Annotated in this window: 17 protein-coding genes; 4 read left to right on the forward strand and 13 right to left on the reverse strand. The window is 63.8% G+C overall.

Going from position 1 to position 18,398, the window contains the following annotated elements:
• Nucleotides 1-422: 422 nt before the first annotated feature.
• Nucleotides 423-1,097: a transcriptional repressor LexA gene (gene lexA / locus AACH87_RS11130; protein ID WP_338798930.1), complete on the reverse strand. Its 675-nt coding sequence runs from the start codon at nucleotides 1,095-1,097 to the stop codon at nucleotides 423-425.
• A gap of 88 nt (nucleotides 1,098-1,185) precedes the next feature.
• On the opposite strand from lexA, the gene AACH87_RS11135 reads away from it, so the two are divergent.
• Nucleotides 1,186-2,142 (forward strand): asparaginase, encoded by a 957-nt coding sequence (locus AACH87_RS11135; RefSeq protein WP_338794490.1) that lies wholly within the window; start codon nucleotides 1,186-1,188, stop codon nucleotides 2,140-2,142.
• A gap of 141 nt (nucleotides 2,143-2,283) precedes the next feature.
• Here AACH87_RS11135 and adk read toward each other — a convergent pair whose 3' ends face one another.
• The 6 genes from adk to AACH87_RS11165 all read right to left on the reverse strand — a co-directional run bounded on the left by adk (nucleotide 2,284) and on the right by AACH87_RS11165 (nucleotide 6,315).
• Nucleotides 2,284-2,940 carry an adenylate kinase gene (adk, locus tag AACH87_RS11140; protein WP_338794491.1) on the reverse strand — a complete coding sequence of 219 codons (657 nt, stop codon included), beginning with the start codon at nucleotides 2,938-2,940 and terminating at the stop codon, nucleotides 2,284-2,286.
• 155 nt (nucleotides 2,941-3,095) lie between these two features.
• Entirely contained in the window at nucleotides 3,096-3,905 is an 810-nt protein-coding gene (gene kdsB / locus AACH87_RS11145) for a 3-deoxy-manno-octulosonate cytidylyltransferase (RefSeq protein ID WP_338798931.1), read from the reverse strand.
• A 23-nt stretch (nucleotides 3,906-3,928) separates the two neighbouring features.
• Nucleotides 3,929-4,111 (reverse strand): Trm112 family protein, encoded by a 183-nt coding sequence (locus AACH87_RS11150; protein ID WP_338794492.1) that lies wholly within the window; start codon nucleotides 4,109-4,111, stop codon nucleotides 3,929-3,931.
• A 6-nt stretch (nucleotides 4,112-4,117) separates the two neighbouring features.
• On the reverse strand, nucleotides 4,118-5,221 hold the full coding sequence (gene lpxK, locus AACH87_RS11155) for a tetraacyldisaccharide 4'-kinase (RefSeq protein ID WP_338794493.1): 1,104 nt from the start codon (nucleotides 5,219-5,221) through the stop codon (nucleotides 4,118-4,120).
• Between the two features lie 5 nt (nucleotides 5,222-5,226).
• On the reverse strand, nucleotides 5,227-5,661 hold the full coding sequence (locus AACH87_RS11160) for a biopolymer transporter ExbD (RefSeq protein ID WP_338794495.1): 435 nt from the start codon (nucleotides 5,659-5,661) through the stop codon (nucleotides 5,227-5,229).
• A 21-nt stretch (nucleotides 5,662-5,682) separates the two neighbouring features.
• Entirely contained in the window at nucleotides 5,683-6,315 is a 633-nt protein-coding gene (locus AACH87_RS11165) for a MotA/TolQ/ExbB proton channel family protein (protein WP_338794496.1), read from the reverse strand.
• A 352-nt stretch (nucleotides 6,316-6,667) separates the two neighbouring features.
• Between AACH87_RS11165 and xseA the strand changes: the two genes are divergently transcribed.
• Together xseA and AACH87_RS11175 are read left to right on the forward strand one after the other, a co-directional pair.
• Nucleotides 6,668-8,008: an exodeoxyribonuclease VII large subunit gene (xseA, locus tag AACH87_RS11170; protein WP_338794497.1), complete on the forward strand. Its 1,341-nt coding sequence runs from the start codon at nucleotides 6,668-6,670 to the stop codon at nucleotides 8,006-8,008.
• A gap of 184 nt (nucleotides 8,009-8,192) precedes the next feature.
• Nucleotides 8,193-8,774 carry a Fe-Mn family superoxide dismutase gene (locus tag AACH87_RS11175; protein WP_338794498.1) on the forward strand — a complete coding sequence of 194 codons (582 nt, stop codon included), beginning with the start codon at nucleotides 8,193-8,195 and terminating at the stop codon, nucleotides 8,772-8,774.
• Between the two features lie 88 nt (nucleotides 8,775-8,862).
• Here the strand turns inward: AACH87_RS11175 and AACH87_RS11180 are convergent, their stop codons facing one another.
• Nucleotides 8,863-9,339 (reverse strand): DUF192 domain-containing protein, encoded by a 477-nt coding sequence (locus AACH87_RS11180; protein WP_338794499.1) that lies wholly within the window; start codon nucleotides 9,337-9,339, stop codon nucleotides 8,863-8,865.
• Nucleotides 9,340-9,644: 305 nt separating this feature from the next.
• Between AACH87_RS11180 and icd the strand changes: the two genes are divergently transcribed.
• Nucleotides 9,645-10,904, forward strand: coding sequence for an NADP-dependent isocitrate dehydrogenase (icd, locus tag AACH87_RS11185; protein ID WP_338794500.1), 1,260 nt, complete (start codon nucleotides 9,645-9,647; stop codon nucleotides 10,902-10,904).
• A gap of 152 nt (nucleotides 10,905-11,056) precedes the next feature.
• Here the strand turns inward: icd and AACH87_RS11190 are convergent, their stop codons facing one another.
• The 5 genes from AACH87_RS11190 to AACH87_RS11210 all read right to left on the reverse strand — a co-directional run bounded on the left by AACH87_RS11190 (nucleotide 11,057) and on the right by AACH87_RS11210 (nucleotide 18,365).
• Nucleotides 11,057-12,502, reverse strand: a complete 1,446-nt coding sequence (locus tag AACH87_RS11190) for an ATP-binding cassette domain-containing protein (RefSeq protein WP_338794502.1) — start codon at nucleotides 12,500-12,502, stop codon at nucleotides 11,057-11,059.
• The gene (locus AACH87_RS11195; protein ID WP_338794503.1) at nucleotides 12,499-13,398 is read right to left on the reverse strand and encodes an ABC transporter permease; all 900 of its coding nucleotides are present in this window, start codon (nucleotides 13,396-13,398) and stop codon (nucleotides 12,499-12,501) included. The genes AACH87_RS11190 and AACH87_RS11195 overlap by 4 nt, the downstream gene beginning before the upstream one ends.
• On the reverse strand, nucleotides 13,395-14,363 hold the full coding sequence (locus tag AACH87_RS11200) for an ABC transporter permease (protein WP_338794504.1): 969 nt from the start codon (nucleotides 14,361-14,363) through the stop codon (nucleotides 13,395-13,397). Before AACH87_RS11200 ends, AACH87_RS11195 begins: the two co-directional genes overlap by 4 nt.
• A complete protein-coding gene (locus tag AACH87_RS11205; RefSeq protein ID WP_338794505.1) occupies nucleotides 14,360-15,964 on the reverse strand; it encodes an ABC transporter substrate-binding protein in 1,605 nt (534 codons plus the stop codon). The genes AACH87_RS11200 and AACH87_RS11205 overlap by 4 nt, the downstream gene beginning before the upstream one ends.
• A gap of 217 nt (nucleotides 15,965-16,181) precedes the next feature.
• A complete protein-coding gene (locus AACH87_RS11210) occupies nucleotides 16,182-18,365 on the reverse strand; it encodes a TonB-dependent receptor (RefSeq protein WP_338794506.1) in 2,184 nt (727 codons plus the stop codon).
• Between the last annotated feature and the right edge of the window lie 33 nt (nucleotides 18,366-18,398).

The raw sequence follows: 18,398 nt of genomic DNA on the forward strand, positions 1-18,398 counted from the left end.
GTGGCAGTAGCCCCCTGTTTAGCAACAGATTTGAATTCGCCATGCAAGCACCTCTCTGCGCCGCGAGCGCGAGTGTGTTTCTCGAAAGGCAGGTGTGGCAGAGACGATTTGATTGGGAGAAACGACTGTTTCGATCCCGAACCCGCAAACCCCAACCAATCCGCGCCTACTTCAGTACACCCTGCGCTATGGCTGGAGGCTTGGTGTTGGGAAAGCGTATGTGTTTCGGTAGACCCGATCCATCGAGCCAACGCTTTAAAAGGCGAAGAAATTGCCGCCAAGGCTGAAAACCCAGTACCCATGTGAATGCTCCGAAATTCGGTGAATGAACATAGGCAGGATTTCAAATAATGCTGCATCTCAGGGCTGGCAGCCCTCTCAAGCCGCCCAACGCCCGCCACCTGAGAAACAGACAGAATTTCTTACATCAGCAAAGTGTTTCGGATCAGGCCCACCGCCAAACCTTCAATCTCAAAAGGCTCACCCGGCTGCACCGTGATCACGGGGTAGTCTGGGTTCTCGGGCAGCAGTTCGATACCCTTGGCGGTGCGTTTGAGTCGCTTTACGGTTACTTCCTCACCCAGCCGGGCAACGATGATTTGCCCGTTGCGAGCGTCTCGCGTAGCTTGAACAGCCAGCAAGTCGCCATCCATGATGCCTGCATCCCGCATGGACATGCCGCGCACCTTCAACAGGTAATCCGGCTTGTGCTGAAAAAGGCTCGACTCCACGCAATAGGTTTGGTCTACGTGTTCTTGCGCGAGAATGGGAGAGCCTGCGGCAACCCGACCGATCAATGGCAGAAAAAGCTGCGACAGCTGACGCAGTGGTGCATCGAAATGCTGACCCCGCGCTGCATTGAGTGCCCGCACTGTGTCATTGCGCAAACGGATCCCACGGGACGTCCCACTGACCAATTCGATAACGCCTTTGCGGGCAAGCGCCTGCAGATGCTCTTCTGCCGCGTTGGCGGATTTGAAGCCCAGCTCTGTTGCAATTTCGGCGCGGGTAGGGGGGGCGCCCGTCTTGGCGATAGCGGTCTGAATCAGGTCCAGAATCTGCTGCTGGCGTGCCGTAAGTTTGGGGTTGTCGAGCATGGCTGCGAGATCAATTCTTTGCAGGTTTGAAGGATACTGTTTTTTAATCCAGTAGCTGTATTTTTCACCAGTTTTTGGGAGTGTGCAAGTGAGTGTTAAAAAAATAGTCGTTCTGGGAACGGGGGGGACCATCGCCGGAAAGGCTGCGCGTGCTGGTGATAACGTCGGCTACAAGGCTGGCGAAGTAAGCGTGGGCGAGTTGCTTAGCGGTGTTCCTGGTCTGGAGAATGTCGCCAAGGGTTGTGAGTTGCAGTGCGAGCAAGTGGCTCAGCTGGACAGCAAAGACATGAACTTCGGCGTCTGGCGCGATCTGGCTTTGCGATGTGCCTCGCTGATGCAGGACGTCAGCGTGCAGGGGGTCGTGATTACCCATGGCACCGACACGTTGGAAGAAACAGCCTGGTTCTTGCAGTCTGTAGTGCGAACCACCAAGCCCATTGTGCTGACCAGTGCCATGCGACCTGCCAGCGCTCTCACACCTGATGGCCCCCAGAATCTCCTCGATGCCATTGCGGTCGTGTTGCACCCTCAGTCTGCTGGGGTCATGGCGGTTGCTGCAGGGGTCATCCATGGTGCGCAGTCCGTTCACAAAGCCTTCCCCTATCGCGTGGACGCATTCAGCTCCGGCGAGATAGGGCCTTTGGGCTGGGTGGAAGAGGGGGAAGTGCGGTGGGCACGGACCGCGCCGCAGCCTGACGATGTTGCGCCCCAGGCTGGACTGGTGGCTCAGCTCCCACCTCCAGAGCAATGGCCGTGGGTGGAGATCGTCGTGAGTGGTGCAGGCGCCAGCGCACGCGCGGTAGATGCCCTGGTGCATGCGGGTGTTCGCGGCTTGGTAGTTGCAGCCACAGGCAATGGCTCGCTGCATGTGGAGCTCAAGGAGGCGCTGATGCGCGCCAAGGCGTCGGGCGTTCGAGTCGTGAAGTCCACCCGCTGCAGTCAGGGGCATCGTATTGTCGGAGACACCGGTGACTTCGCTACCTACCCTGGTCTGTCTCCCGTCAAGGCGAGGGTTTCGTTGATGCTTGACTTGATCGGGGCATGAAAACTCCGCTGTCACGCTGAATACGTTACCTGAGGATGCAAAAGACTCAGGTCTCTTAATCCCAAAAACTCAAAATGCCGCACAGACCGAAATCTGTGCGGCATTTTTGCCAAGTGAGGCAATAGCCTCTGATTCTCTTGTTTAGCGGCTCAAAGCTTCCAGCGCTCGCGCCGTAATCTCTTCCACGCTACCTGTGCCGCTGATGGCCCGGTATTTAGGAGCCTGCGATGGGTCTTGCTGAGCCCAGTTGCTGTAGTAGTCCACCAGGGGGCGCGTCTGGTCGCTGTAAACCTGCAAGCGCTTCTTGACGGTCTCTTCCTTGTCGTCGTCACGCTGGATGAGGTCTTCACCGGTCACGTCATCTTTGCCCGCTACCTTGGGCGGGTTGAACTTGACGTGGTAAGTACGACCGCTGGCGGGATGCGAGCGGCGGCCGCTCATGCGCTCGACAATGGCCTCAAAAGGCACGTCGATTTCCAGCACATAGTCCAGCTTCACTCCAGCCGCCTTCATGGCGTCGGCCTGGGGAATGGTGCGGGGGAAGCCATCAAAAAGAAAACCGTTGGCGCAATCGGGCTGGGCGATGCGTTCCTTCACCAGATTGATGATCAGCTCGTCACTGACCAGTGCACCGGCTTTCATCACTGCCTCTGCCTGCTGACCCAGCGGCGTACCGGCCTTCACGGCAGCGCGGAGCATGTCTCCAGTCGAGATTTGCGGGATGCCATACTTCTGGCAGATGAAGGTGGCTTGCGTGCCCTTTCCGGCGCCGGGCGCGCCCAACAGAATCAGTCTCATGGAGGTCCTCAAGGTTTTAAAAATCGTGCGGCACTGCTGGCGGGGGCCTATTGGAGCGTCCAGGGCCCAGTGCTCTCTCTTCGGTCAAGGATAGCACGCGACAGCTTTGCCTTGCCTTACGCTGCGCCTGCGTTTTTCCCTTGTTTTCCCGTAGATCAGCCGGTGGCCGTAGCGCCAAGCAATGCGCGAACCTTTTGCAGATCTTCAGGCGTATCCACCCCGGGGCCAGGCGCGTGCGGCGTGACGTGCACGCAGATGCGGTGGCCGTGCCACAAGGCGCGCAGTTGCTCCAAGGCCTCCACGGTTTCGGTGGGGGCAGGGGGCAGCCGCGGAAAGTCTCTCAGGAAGCCAGCCCGGTAGCTGTAGATGCCCACATGCCGTAACGGAGCAAACCCTGGCACAGATGCCGCATTGCTTCCCTGTGCATGCTCCCACCAGGCCACATGGGCCTGGTCGCGCGACCATGGAATGGGGGCGCGACTGAAGTAGTGCGCCATGCCTTGCGCGTCCAGCACGACCTTCACCACATTCGGGTTCAGATAGTCTTCACGAGAAACAATAGGGTGGGCTGCAGTACCCATGCTCGCGGAAGTGTGCGCTGCCAGCAAGTCGGCCACTGCATCGATCAACGCGGGGTCCATCAGCGGCTCATCGCCTTGCACGTTGACGACCACATCGTCACCCTCCAGGTTCAGCAATTCGCAGGCCTGAGCAAGACGGTCACTCCCACTGGCATGGTGGACATCGGTCAACACTGCCTGAACGCCATGTTCCTGGCAGGCCTGCAAGATCAGTTCATGGTCGGCAGCCACCACCACTTGTTTCGCACCGCTCAACTGGGCGCGCCGCGCAACACGCACCACCATCGGTAAACCGGCGATATCCGCAAGGGGCTTGTTGGGCAGCCTAGAAGAGGCCAGCCGGGCGGGAATAAGAACCGTAAATACCGTCTTGCCAGCGTGCATCACACCGCTTGCACCTTGCGAACTCACGCCTCCAGCTCCTCATCCGTCAGGGTGCGGGCTTCGTTCTCCAGCAGGATAGGGATGCCATCGCGCACAGGGTAGGCAAGCCGGGCGCTGCGCGACACAAGCTCCTGATGTTCCCTGTCAAATGTCAGCGGGCCTTTGGTGACTGGGCAGACCAGCAGTTCAAGCAGTTTGGGGTCCATGGCGGTTTATTCAGTGCGGGAAGGGGCATAGCCCGGTAGGTCCGGGGATGATAGCGGCGCTGCAATGGCTCTCAGCCGAGCATCCACATCCCCCACAAAGTCTGGGGCAAGGGTGATTTCGAGCGGTACAGCCAATGCATCGGGATGCGTCTTCCATATTTTGACCGCGTCTTTTTCTGTGCAAATCAGGCGCAAGCGCTCATCAGTTGAGCGCAACCAGCTATCAAAATCATAGTGATCCGGAAGCGCTTCCTTGTGGCCTAACGACAGGCCAGCTTGCTCCAGCATGCTGAAAAATGCACCGGGCTGTCCAATCGCGGCCACCGCATGCAGGGGGTGTCCGCGCAGTGCATCCAATGCCACCTTCTCTCCTGTGGAAGTAAGGGCGTGGGATGCCAGCTGCCGCTGTACGGGATACGAAGGCATGGATGTGCCGACAGCAGGAGGGGTCCCGGTGTGCAGCACCCAGTCCACGGAGCGCGGCCACGGTTCGCGCAGAGGCCCGGCAGGTAGCAGGAAGCCGTTTCCTGCCCCGTGCGCATTGAAGACGCACACCTCCAGGTCACGTTGCAATGCCCGGTGCTGCAGGCCATCGTCGGCAATCAGTACATCTGTGACGGGGTCATGCTTCAGGAGTTGCTGCGCCGCCTCGAGCCGATTGCGGGACACACACACCGGCACGCCGCATTGGCGGGCAATCAGCAAAGGCTCATCGCCCACGTCGACCGGGCGGGAGGTCGCATCCACCAGCACACAGCCTTGGCTGGTGCGCCCGTAACCGCGGGAGATCACTCCGGGGTGCCACCCCAGCGCTTGCAGGTGCCTGACCAGCGCCATCACGATGGGGGTTTTGCCCGAACCTCCAGCCACCACATTCCCGATCACGATAACGGGACGCCCCGGATGCCCTGAATGCAGCAGACCGATGTCGTAGAGCATGGAGCGAACCCTGACGAGGCCGCCGTAGACCATCGATAAGGGCCACAGCGCCCAGCTTGCAGGATCTCGTCGTAGCCAGAATCGGGGCCAGCCTTTGCCAGATGCGTTCGCTGGCTTGGAACCCCCTTGTCCAGACTCCGGGGTCGGGGAGGGCACTGCAGTCCGAAGCATGCCGCTCAGCGGTTGCTGCCCCGGGCTCCGGCCGTGGATTGGGTGGCGAAGGTAATTTGGGTAAGGCCCACACGGCGCGCCGCCTCCATCACCGTCACCACCGATTGATGAGGTGCCATGGCATCGGCACTGATGATGACGACGCTGTCGTTGCCTGCAGTGGCAGCACCGCGCAAGGCTTGCGCGACTGCGTCCACGCTTTTGCCTTCGACGCCGTTCTTGTTGATGGCGTAGCGGCCGTCAGAAGCCACCGCCACGATGACTTCCTTGGGGCGGTCGCGTTGTTGCTCCGCATCGGCCACCGGCAGGGTCAGTTTCAGTTCGGTGAACTTGCTGTAGGTGGTGGTCAACATCAAAAAGATGAGAATGACCAGCAACACATCAATGAACGGGATCAGATTGATCTCGGGCTCATCCTTCGCGCAGGGGCGGAAGTTCATAGGCATAGTCGGCCCGGCGGTTTACTTGCGATGACGCAGGATGTGGCGCACAAACTGCTCAGAGGCCAGTTCCAGCGTGAGCAGATAAGCATCCACACGGCCACGGAAATAGCGCCAGAAGATCAATGCCGGAATGGCCACAATCAGACCGAAGGCCGTGTTGTACAGCGCGATGGAAATGCCGTGTGCCAGCTGGGCAGGGTTGCCGCCGCCTATGGCACCGCTGCTTCCGCCTTGTGAGCCAAAGATTTCGATCATGCCGATCACGGTGCCCAACAGGCCCAACAGAGGGGCTGCAGAAGCAATGGTGCCCAGGGCGCTCAGGTACTTTTCGAGGCGATGGGCCACTGCGCGACCCGTGCCCTCCATGGTGGCGCGCAAGTCTGCTTCGCTGCACTGGGGGTTGTTGTTCAGGGCGCGTAGACCCGACGCCAGCACCTCACCCAGGGCAGAGCTTTGGGCCAGCTGGTTCACCACATCGGGGGTGGGGAGGGAGCGGGACGACACCGTAATGGCTTCATCCAGCAATTTTGGGGGGGCGATACGGGCTGTTTTGAGGGATACAAAACGCTCGCCAATGAGGGCCAGAGCCAGAATGGAACAGGCGATGAGAGGCCAGATGGGCCAGCCTGCGGCTTGTATGATGGACAGCAATTCTCTCTCCGCTCAGATGTAGGCAATCTGCAATTATGGCCCAGCCTGCTGACCATTTTGAGTCACAAACCGTTACCGAAAAAGCCTGCAGGAAACCTCTTCCACACACCCACAGAAACTGTGGATAACTTTGTGGGTAAGCCCTGGTACAGGTGCCGCAAACCAGCCTGTGACGCGGGCCGGAACAGAATGCTGAAAATTTGCACAGCAAAATTTTGTTTAAAATCAATGACTTATACGTACTGCCAACATCTCCGGCGCATTGCGGGCTCTATTTACCGCCCCGCGGGTGCGTCCCGTCTGCTGTGGAATAGTGCGCTGATCAGCGGGCGCGCAAAGCCCGCCGCTGCTGATGTCTGATCTCCTGTCCTCAGTCGCCACGCCGCGCGTATGGGAAGTCGGGGCGCTGTGCCGCGCCATTGCTGACACCTTGGAAGCTCGGTTCAATCCTGTCGCGGTGCGCGGTGAGATTACGGGCTTCTCTCGCGCATCCAGCGGGCATTGCTATTTCTCGATCAAGGACCCCAACGGCCAGTTGCGTTGCGCCATGTTTCGCCGCGCTGCCGGGCTGCTTGACTTTTCGCCCAGAGATGGCGAGCTGGTCGAGGTGCGTGGCAAGTTGGGGGTGTACGAAGCGCGAGGTGACCTGCAGTTCATCGTGGAGAGCATGCAGCGGGCCGGACAGGGAGCCCTGTTTGAGCAGTTCCTTCGCCTCAAGGCGCAACTGGAGGCCGAGGGCCTGTTTGATGCCCGCCGCAAGCGCCCCTTGCCGCTGCAGCCGCGCCGTATTGGCCTGGTCACCTCACCCGGAGCGGCTGCATTGCACGACGTCGTCACCGCGCTGCGCCGCCGGGTGCCGCATATTCCGGTGGTACTGATCCCCGCGCTGGTGCAAGGGGCTGCAGCCCCGGCCTCCATGGTGGCTGCACTGCGGCAGATGTATGCCCTGGCGCAGGCGGGCGGGGAGCAAGCCCCGGCAGAGTCACAAGGCGCGCAAGGCACTAAGCACCCTGTCGACGTGATCCTGCTGGTGCGCGGCGGAGGCTCCATGGAAGACCTCTGGGCATTCAATGACGAGCAGCTGGCCCGCACCATTGTGCAAAGCCCGGTGCCGCTCATCAGCGGGGTGGGGCATGAAACCGACTTCACCATTGCCGACTTCTGCGCCGATCTGCGCGCCCCCACACCCACCGCCGCAGCCGAGCTGGTGTCGCAGCCGCGCGAAGTGTGGCTGGGTGCGCTCGACCTGCTGGCGGACCGGCTCGAAGCCGCCGTGCAGCGCCAGCTCGACCTGCGCCACCAGCGGCTTGACCAGGCAGCGCAGCGGCTGGGGCGCCCCTCCGGTCTGGCGGCGCGCGAGCAACTGAGGCTGTCCCAATACAGCCAGCGGCTGCGGCACGGAATGCTATTGAATTTGCAGCGCCTTGCGCACAAGAATCAAGCACTGGAGGCCGATTTGCCTCAAGCCGTGGCCCGGCAGCTACGCCAGCAACGCGACCAGCTTGAGCGCTTGGGGATGCAGCTGGAGCTGCTCAACCCCCACCTTGTGCTGCAGCGCGGCTATGCCCTGCTGACCGATACCCAGGGCCATGCCGTGACGGGCGTGCGCCAGGCACGCCCCGGCGATGCGCTGCGGGCCACGCTGGCCGACGGGGTGCTGGATGTGACAGTAGATCAACCCCGCCTTCTGTAAATGTGGAGTTGGTGCGGCGAGGGTATGCAGCACATCCTCGCCTGCGATTTCGCCACTTCTCTGCACAAGGCTATTGATCTTCCTACAATGCCACGTCGCTTCAAATTGCGCACTCGCTCGGTTGCGGCCTGCCAGCCATGCCGCGCCCGCTTTCACGCATTGCAAACCACGAGGAACCCACACCATGGAACATACACTTCCCCAGCTGCCTTACGCCATCGACGCCCTGGCCCCTCACTACAGCAAGGAAACCCTGGAGTTTCACCATGGCAAGCACCACAACGCCTATGTGGTCAACCTGAACAATCTGCAAAAGGGCACTGAGTTCGAATCCATGTCCCTCGAAGACATCGTGAAGAAGTCTTCCGGCGGCATCTACAACAACGCAGCCCAGATCTGGAACCACACCTTCTTCTGGAACTGCATGACTCCCAACGGCGGCGGCGAGCCCACAGGCGCCCTGGCCGACGCCATCAACGCCAAGTTCGGCTCCTACGCCGCGTTCAAGGAAGCCTTCGTCAAGAGCGCCGTGGGCAACTTTGGCTCCGGCTGGACCTGGCTGGTGAAGAAGGCCGACGGCAGCGTCGACATCGTCAACACCGGCGCCGCTGGCACGCCCCTGACCACTGCCGACAAGGCCCTGCTGACGGTGGACGTGTGGGAACACGCCTACTACATCGACTACCGCAACCTGCGTCCCAAGTTCGTGGAAACCTTCCTGGACAAGCTGGTCAACTGGAAGTTTGCCGAAGCCAACTTCGCCTGATACCAGCCGCATCCCTGGTACGAAAAAACGGCCGAAAGGCCGTTTTTTTATGGGGCGGCGTCAGAGCCGATTCAGCTCAGCCTGGCTCCTATTTCGAAGGCTTGAAGAGTACGGCACTGGTGAGCTTGCTGCCCGCCTTGATGCCCTTCTGGGCAAACCAGCCCTGGTTCATCTCCAGCACATAACGCACTGGTTTGGCCGAGCAGTGCGAGTCCTCGGTCTGCGGTTTCATGTCGGCCAGGTTCACGATGGTGCCGTCATCGGCCACAAAGGCCGCCGTCAAGGGCAGCAGCGTATTTTTCATCCAAAAGCACTGCGTGGCGGGCTGCTCAAACACAAACAGCATGCCCTCATGCACGGGCATTTCCTTGCGGTGCATCAGGCCAGTCTGCCGCTCTTGCGGGGCAACGGCCACCTGGGCGTCAATGCGATGCATGCCCGCGGTGATTTCCACGCGCTGCAGATTCATCTGGGGCTGGTTCTGGGCGCTGGCTGGCAGGGCTGCGGCCAGGGTGATCAGGCCTGCGATCAGCAGCCGGGAGGGGGAGAGCGAAGGACTTGGCATGGGGTCTTTGGATTCGGGCAGTTGGCGTAGAGGACAGGGTGCAGCGACGGTTCGTTGCGCAGCATGCAGGGCATTTTGATCCAAGTTGAGGTCACTGGGACGAAGCCGCAAACCAACACACCGTGCCGGGGCTTGGAGCGGTGCAGGCGCCACAGGTTCCGCAAGGCGACACAGGGCGGCACATAGCGCCCGTGGCCTGCCGAGGGGCCCTGAGAACGGGCCTAAAATGAAAAATGGGCCGCGCAGGTGGCACCCTCTCAATTCTTGGCTGAGCCCGACTCAGCCCTCACCGGAGACCTCCGTACATGACCGCTTTCCAGCACATCCAGGTTCCTGCCGAGGGGCAGAAGATCACCGTCAACGCCGACATGTCGCTGAACGTGCCCGACCAGCCCATCATCCCTTTCATTGAAGGCGATGGCGTGGGCCGTGACATCACGCCCGTGATGATCAAGGTGGTGGATGCGGCTGTGGCCAAGTCGTACGGCGGCCAGCGCAAGATCCAGTGGATGGAAGTGTTTGCTGGCGAGAAGGCCACCCGCATTTACGGCCCTGATGTCTGGCTGCCCGACGAAACTCTGAAGGCGGTGCGCGACTATGTGGTGTCCATCAAGGGGCCCCTCACCACGCCCGTGGGCGGCGGCATCCGCTCGCTGAACGTGGCCTTGCGCCAGGAGCTGGATCTGTACGTGTGCCTGCGCCCCGTGCAGTACTTCAAGGGCGTGCCTTCTCCGCTGAAAGAGCCTGAAAAGACCAACATGGTCATCTTCCGCGAGAACTCGGAAGACATCTACGCAGGCATTGAATTCCCCGCCGAATCTGACAAGGCCAAAAAGCTCATCGCGTTTTTGCAGAACGAGCTGGGCTCCACCAAGATCCGCTTCCCCAACACCTCGGGCATCGGCGTCAAGCCCGTCTCGCGCGAGGGCACCGAGCGTCTGATTCGCAAGGCGATCCAGTACGCCATTGACAACAACAAGCCCAACGTGACCATCGTGCACAAGGGCAACATCATGAAGTACACCGAAGGCAGCTTCCGCGACTGGGCCTACGCCCTGGCGCAGAAGGAATTTGGTGCCGAGCTGATCGACGGCGGCCCATGGTGCAAGTTTGCGAACCCCAAGACGGGCAAGGAAATCACCATCAAGGACAGCATTGCCGACGCCTTCCTGCAGCAGATCTTGCTGCGCCCCGCCGAGTACTCGGTGGTGGCCACACTCAACCTCAACGGCGACTACATCTCTGACGCGCTGGCTGCGCAGGTGGGCGGCATCGGCATTGCGCCGGGTGCCAACATGTCCGACTCGGTGGCCTGCTTTGAAGCCACCCACGGCACCGCACCCAAGTACGCGGGCAAGGACTATGTGAACCCCGGCTCCGAGATCCTCTCGGCCGAGATGATGCTGCGCCACATGGGTTGGAAGGAAGCGGCCGACCTGATCCTCACCTCGCTGGAAAAAGCCATTGGCAGCAAGAAGGTGACCTACGACTTTGCCCGCCTGATGGACGGTGCCACGCAGGTGAGCTGCTCGGGCTTTGGTCAGGTGATGATCGACCAGATGTGAGGTGCAGGGCAGCTGGCTTGAACAGAGTCTGCCGCCGCACAGCAGGTGCCCCAGCAAAAAACCTCCTGCAATCTGAGATTGCAGGAGGTTTTTGTCTTTTTGCCCTCTAGCGCTTGATGGATAAGCGCAAGAAGCTATCTTATTGATAGCAATCAGCGGCCAGCCGTTACCCCCGCTTTCAGCCCAATCCGCCGCGTAGCCACTGCAGCCGCCAGGTGCTCGTCGTGCGTCACCAGCATCAGCGCGGCCCCAGTCTCCTGCGTGGCGCTCAGCAAAATCTGGATGGCCTCTTGCTGCGTGATCGGGTCCAGGCGCGATGTGGGCTCGTCGGCAAACAGCAGGGCGGGTTGTGCCACCAGCACGCGGGCCAGGGCAATGCGCTGCAGCTCGCCGCCGGAGACTTGTTCGGGCTTGCGCTCCAGCAGGCTCTCGGGCACGCGCAACTGCTCCAGCCGCCGTTGCACCGCCTTCCAGTCGCAGCGGTGCAGCCGGGCGGCATCGCGCAGCGACTGGGCCAGGCTGATGTGCGGCGCAAACGAGCCCACCGGGTCTTGGTACAGCTTTTGGAACGCATGCGGGCGCAGGCCTGCACCGCGTGCCACGCTGCCCGTGTCGGGCGGCAGCAGGCCCAGCAGCACATTGCCCAGCGTGCTTTTGCCCGTGCCGCTGGGGCCTTGCACGGCCACGCGCTCGCCGCTGCGGATTTGCAGGTCCATGGGCGCAAACAGCTGCTGTGCGCCATAGGTTTTGGAAATGCCCCGTGCATCCACCACCGGCTCGCCCGCCTGCGGTGCCGCAAACGGCAGCCAGCGGGCCGGGTCGGCATCCATGAGCTGGCGGGTGAAGGGGTGCTGGGGCTGCGCCGCCACCTTGCCAATGGCCCCTTGCTCCACCGCCTGCCCATGCCGCAGCACGATGACCTGGCCGCCCAGCGCCTGCGCCACCGCCATGTCGTGCGTGATGGCCAGCAGGCAACCGCCCGCCTGCAGCACGCTGCGGAACACCTCCACCGTGCGGTCGCGCCAATGGTTGTCCAGGCCCTTGGTGGGTTCGTCCACCATCAGCACCGGCGCGCCGCCTGCCAGGGTGATGGCGGCCACCGCCCGCTGTGCCATGCCGCCTGAAAGCTGCCAGGGGTAATGCGCCGTGGCCTGGTCCAGCCCGGCGCGGGCCAGCTCTTGCTGTGCGCGGGCTGCGGCCTCGCCCTGGGGCTGGCTGTGCAGCAGGGTGTAGACCTCGGCCAGTTGCGGGGCCACGCGCTGCAGCGGGTTCAGAGCCACGGTGGGCTCCTGCGGCAGCAGGGCCAGCTTGCGGCCCCACAGGGCGCGGCGGCTGGCGGCGTCTTCGGCGCGGGTGGTGATGCCGTCGATGGTGATGGCACCACTGGCCCGCAGCGCAGGCGGCAGGTTGCCCATGATGGCCTGGGCCAGCAGCGACTTGCCCGCGCCGCTTTCGCCCACCAGGCTCAGCGCCTCGCCTGCATGCAGCTTGAAGGAAATGCCTTGCAGCAGCGCGCGGCCACCCACATGGATGGCCAGGTCGTCCACCGTCAGCAAGGCTGTGGCGGAGGCGGTAGTTGGAGAAGTCGTATAGGTCATGCGGCCTCCCGCTCAGGTTGGATGAGCATCATGGCGGCCACCAGCCACAGCAGCACGGCGGTGGGGGCAGCAATCAGCCACGGCGCTTCTTCGTAATAAGGCATGGCCTCGGTGATCATCAGGCCCAGCTCGGCGGTGGGGGCCTGCGCGCCCACGCCCACAAAGCCCAGAGCCGCCAGCGCCAGCACGGCCTGCGCGGTGGTAAAGGCCAGCAGTGTGCCCAGCGTGGGGGCCAGCGCGGGCAGCAGGTGGCGGCGCAGCACATAGGCGCGGCCAAAGCCCAGCAGGCGCGATGCCTGCACCGCATCACCCACCAGCACGGGCCGCGCCATGGCCCGGCACACGCGAAAGTATTCCACCCACATGGCAGTGGCCATGCCCACATACAGCGCCCACAACTGGCCGGGGGCCAGCGCCGCAATCAGCAGCACCAGCAGCAGGCCGGGGATGGCCAGCACCGCATCGGCCAACATGACCAGCGTGCGCTCCACCCGCCCGCCGCGCCACGCGGCCAGCACGCCCAGCAGGGTGCCGGGCACCGCCGCACTCAGCGCCGCCAGCACCGCCATGCCCAGCGATAGCTGCGTGGCATGCGCCAGCCGCGCCAGCCACGAGCGGCCCAGCACATCGGTGCCCAGCCAGTGCTCCGTGCCAGGGTGGGCCAGCTGGTTGCGCAGGTTCTGCTCAATCGGGCTGGCATCCACCAGCCAGGGGCCCAGCAGCGCCCACAGGGCCAGCAGGCCCATCAGCACCAGCCCCGTGCGTTGCTGCCACGACCAGCGGGGGGCAGACAGCGCCAGATACGGCACGGGTGCCGGTGCTGCGCCGGGCGTTGTGGTTGTGGTGGGGTTCGTCGCCGGGGTGGTGGGTGTCAAAGCCATCTCTTGCGCGCTCATGCCGCCACCTTTCTTTGTTGGCGTGGGTCCAGCGCCACGCAGGCTGCATCCAGCAGCAGGTTGAACAGCACAAACATCAGCGCCATGGCCAGCGCCGTGCCTTGCACCACCGGAATGTCCCGTCCAAAGATGGCGTGCACCAGCGCATGGCCAATGCCGGGCCAGGCAAACAGAGTCTCTACCACCAGCGCGCCTTCCACCAAAAACAGCGTTTGCACGCCCAGGTAGGCCACTACGGGCACGGCCGCAGCGCGCAGGCCGTGGCGCAGCATGGCTTGCATGTCGGTCAGCCCCTTGGTGCGCGCAAATTCAAACGCGGGTGACTGGGCCACCTCTTGCATGGCACTGCGCGTCACGCGGGCCAGCCCGGCCCCCAGGCCCAGGCCCAGCGCCAGGGCGGGCAGCACCAGGCTGGCGCTTTCGTCATCGCCCGCCACGGGCAAAAAGCCCCACTGCACCGCCACCAGCAGCATCAGCAGCACCGACAGCAAAAACGGCGGCGTGCCGCGCAGCACCACGGCCAGCGCCCAACTGGCGCGGTTGGCCCAGCTACCGGGGCGCAGCCCGGCCCACAGCCCCAGGGGCAGGCCCACGGCCAGGGCCACCGCCAGCGCGGCCGCAGACAGGCGCAGCGTGGCGCCCAGGTGGTGGGCCACTTCCACCCACACCGGGCGCTGGGTGACGAGCGACTGGCCCAGGTTCAGCGTCGCCATGTCGCGCCACCAGCCCAGCAGGCCTTGCAGGGCGCTCTGGTTCAAGCCCAGCTCGGCACGCACCGCGTCGGCCGCCGCGCCGCTGACCAAATCCAGCCCGTAGCGGCTGGCGGCTACGCGCATGGCCAGGTCGCCCGGCAGTGCGCGCACCATGAAAAAGCACAACGTGCCGATGATGAGCGCCAGCGCCACCACCTGCAGGCCGCGCCGCCCCAGCATGTGCAGCCAGGGGTTGCGAAGGGAAAGGTTCATGCGTTGCTCCAGTGCATGTCGGTCAATCGGTAGCTGCGCTCCAGCGGGTCCAGCGATACGCCTTGCAGGCGGCGGTTCACGGCCACGTGGTGGCGGTACCACGCGATGGGGATGACGGGCAGCTCGTCTTGCAGCGTTTGCGTGACGGTGGCGCGCAGCGCCTGGGCGCCGCGCGCATCGGGCGTGCTGCGCATGAGCTGGGCCAGCGCCTGCACCACGGCATCGCTGTGCCAGCCCATCGCGCCCCAGTCGCCGCCCTTGGCAGAAAAGTCGCCCGATAGCGTGCCCGCAGGGTCGGGCACATTGGCGTAGTTGCGCGCGGCCAGGGCCAGTTGCAGCGTGCCGTCGCGGTGGCCCAGGGGGATGTCGCCCGAGTTGCCGATCAGCACCTTGACGGCAATGCCCGCCAGCCGCCATTGCTCTTGCAGCGCCGTGGCAATCAGTGGTAGCTCGGGCCGGTCTAAAAAGGTGCGAATGTTCAGCACCAGCGGCTGCCCATCCGGCCCGCGCAGGCCGTCGCTGTGGCGCTGCCAGCCTGCTTCGCGCAACAGGCGCTGAGCGGCTTCCGGGTCGTGGCGCAGCGGGGGCAGGGCGGGGTTATGCCAGTCGGCTAGGGTGGGGGGAAGCAACTGCGTGGCGGCCAGGGCTTCATCGCCCATCAGCGCATGCGCAATGCCTGCGCGGTCAATGCTCAGGCTCAGCGCCTGGCGCACCCGCACGTCTTGCAGGCCGGGCAGCGTGGCATTGAGCTTGACGATCACCGTGCGCGGCAGCGTGACGGATGTGATGCCCACCTTGGCGTGGCGGCGCAGCCGCCGCAGGCTGGCCGGGTCCAGCCCATAGGCCAGATGGGCCTGGCTGCCTTCCACCATCAGCGCCCGGGTCTCGGCCCGTGTGACGGCCATGTAGGCCACGCTGCGCACCGCCGGGGCGGGTGTGGATGTGGGGCGGTCATAGTCGTCAAATGCCTCGGTCTCCACCTGCTGCGGCGGCACCAGCTTGGCTATACGGTAGGGGCCGGTGCCGATGATGCGCTGCACCTTGCCGTCTGCGCCAAAGCTGCCGGGGGCCAGCACCAGCGTGCTGTAGTGCGCCAGTTGCGCCGCCAGCGCGTTGTGCGGGCGGCTCAGGCGGATCAGCACCTCGCCGTCGCCCTCTGCTGTGATGGACGCAATGGGCGCGTTGCTGAGCAGGGCCGGGGCCTTTTGGGCGCGCTGCAGGCTTTGCACCACCACGGCCGCCGTTGCGCGGCTGCCATCATGAAACCGCGCACCGGGCCGCAGCGTGAAGTGCCAGGCCAGCCCATCGGCAGACACCTTCCACCGCTGCGCCAGCGCGGGCTGGGGGCGGCCATGGTCATCTGCACCCAGCAGGGTTTCGCACACCTGCAGGTTCAGCAGCATGTAGCCACTGCTGGCCGGGGCCAGGCTGGTGAATTCCCACGGGCCTACGATTTGCAATGTGGCGGGGGCCGTGGCCGCACTATCCTGGGCCAGCGCCCAGGGGGCTGCGCCAGACGCAAGGCACGCGCTGGCTGTGTGCAGCGCGGCGCGGCGGGTGCAGCCCGGTGGAGTTTCGGCAGGCTTGAAGCCGTGTTTCAAATCAATCTCCTATGTGGTGTTGGAGGGATGGGGGTGGAGGCGGGCAGCGCTTGGGCAGCGCGTCCTTGTCTCTCGCTATGCATCCCCACCCGTTCGCCCTGAGCTGGTCGAAGGGCCTGCAAAGGCAATGCCCTTGCCTCAACAGGCTCAGCCCGAACGGGTGGGTGAGAACGCACAGGCATGGTGGGAATGCCGTGTTTCAGAATCCGCGCCTGCATCAGAACTTGGCCTGCAGCCCCACCGTCACGGTGCGCAACGCCCCTGGCGTCACCCACACGCGGCTGTACGAGCTGGTGTAGTGCACCTTGTCAAACAGGTTGTCCACGTCCACAGTCAGGTTCACCGCAGGGCTCAGCCGCCAATACGCCAGCAGCTTGGCCGTGGTGTAGCTGGGCAGGTCAAACGCGGCGGTGCCTGCATTGGCTTCGGCCTGCGTGCGGGCCTGGCCCAGGCGCTTGCCCATGTAGGTCACGCCGCCGCCCACGCCATAGCGCTGGCCGTTGGCCAAGGCGTTTTCGTACACGGCCAGCACGCTGCCGTTCACCTTGGGCACGTTCAGCAGCCTGCCGCCCACTTCCAGCGTGTTGTCGCGGGTGATTTCCACATCGTTGAACACCAGGCTAGCGTTCAGTCGCCAGTTCGCCGTCAGGCGGCCTGCCACATCCAGTTCCAGCCCCCGGCTGCGCACTTCGCCCGCAGCCACCGAGAAGCCGGAATTCTGCGGGTCGCTGGTCAGCACGTTGCGCTTGGTGATGTCAAACAGCGCTGCCGTCGCGCCCAGGCGCTGGTCGGGGCTTTCCCACTTGGCACCCAGCTCAAAGGCGCGGGCTCTTTCAGGGTCAAAAGCATTGCCCGCCACATCGCTGCCCGTGTTGGGGCGGAAGGACTTGCCTGCGTTGGCATACACCGTCCACCCCGCGCTGGGCAGCCAGCTCACGCCCAGGCGGGGCGACACGGCCGATGGGGTTTGCACGGTGGTGGTCGCGTTCAGGCGGTTTTGCAGGCTCTGGTCGTAGTTGTCGGCCCGCAGCCCGGCCATCACGCGCCACTGCTCGCCCAGCTTCACGGTGTCTTGCACATAAAGCGCGGTGTTGCGCTGCTTTTCATACGTGTCGGTGTTGCGGCCCGGCGTGGGCTGCGCCTGGCCGTACACGGGGTTGAAGATGTCGATGGCGTAGGGCGCGCTGGCGCTGGGGTTGGCCCGCAGCATCAGCGAATCCATGTGAAAGCGGTAGCTCTCCAGCCCCACCAGCACCTCTTGCTCCAGCCCGCTTGCGCGCACGGTGCCCTGCAGCTCGGCTTGCAGCGCTACGTCGTCCGACTGAAAGTCGCGGTAACGGCGCTGGCGTCGCAGGGTGCGGCCATCGGCCTGCAAGGCGCTGGCCTCGGTCGAATAGCCCTTCAACCCCGTCTCTCGGTACGACAAGCCCGTGCGGCTGCGCCAGTCGGCATTCCATTCGTGCGACAACACCAGTTGGTGCGTCTGGTTGGTCACTGTCACATCGCCGTCGGCGGGCTCGCCCAAAAAGCGGCTCACAGGCACTGCGCCCAGTTGGTTGTTGACGGCTACCACGCCCCGGTCCAGCGGCGTGGCGTGACGCAGGTATTCCGATGTGTATTCCAGCACTGTGTTGGGCGAGAGCTTCCAGGTAAAAGCCGGGGCCACCACTTGGCGCTGCGCGCTCACCTGGTCGCGAAAGCTGCCCTTGTCCTCCACCGCCACGTTCAGGCGGTAGGCCAGGTTGTCAGAGATGGGGCCTGTCGTGTCCAGCGCCGCACGGCCCAGGCCGTGGCTGCCTGCGTAGGCCTCCACCGAACGCGCCGCCTTCCACAGCGGCTTTTTGCTCACGATGTTGAGCGTGCCGCCAGGCTCGCTGCTGCCATACAGCGCAGCGGCAGGGCCTTTCAAAAACTCAATGCGCTCCACGCCCGCCAGGTCACGCGGCGCGTTAAAGCCCCGGTTGGACGAAAACCCGTTGAGCAGCGTCGCCATGCCCGTGTTTTCGTTGCCCGGCAGGCCCCGAATCGCCACGTTGTCCCACAGCCCGCCAAAGTTGTTTTGGCGCGAGACCCCGCCCACATAGTCCAGCACATCGTCCAGCCGCGTCGCGCCCAGGTCGTCCAGCGTCTGGCGCGACATCACGCGCACCGACTGCGGCAGCTCGCGCAGCGGCAAGCTGGTCTTGGCCCCCTCGGCCTCGTCAGCGTAATAGGTGCCAGAGGCACTGCGGCCCACCACATCCACGGCCGACAGGGTGGGTGGGGTGATCACATCGCCCTCTGCGGCCCAGGCGGCGGGGGCAGATGCCACCAGGGCAGCCACAGCCAACGCAGTCAACGTGGGGCGCGGTAGCGAGGCAGGGGTAGAAGGGCGAGAAAAAGAAACCAAAGAAGAACGCATGGCAAACCAGTCCAAAAGCAATGAATGCAAAAG

It is taken from the genome of Acidovorax sp. DW039, from assembly GCF_037101375.1.
Taxonomy (GTDB): Bacteria; Pseudomonadota; Gammaproteobacteria; order Burkholderiales; family Burkholderiaceae_C; genus Acidovorax.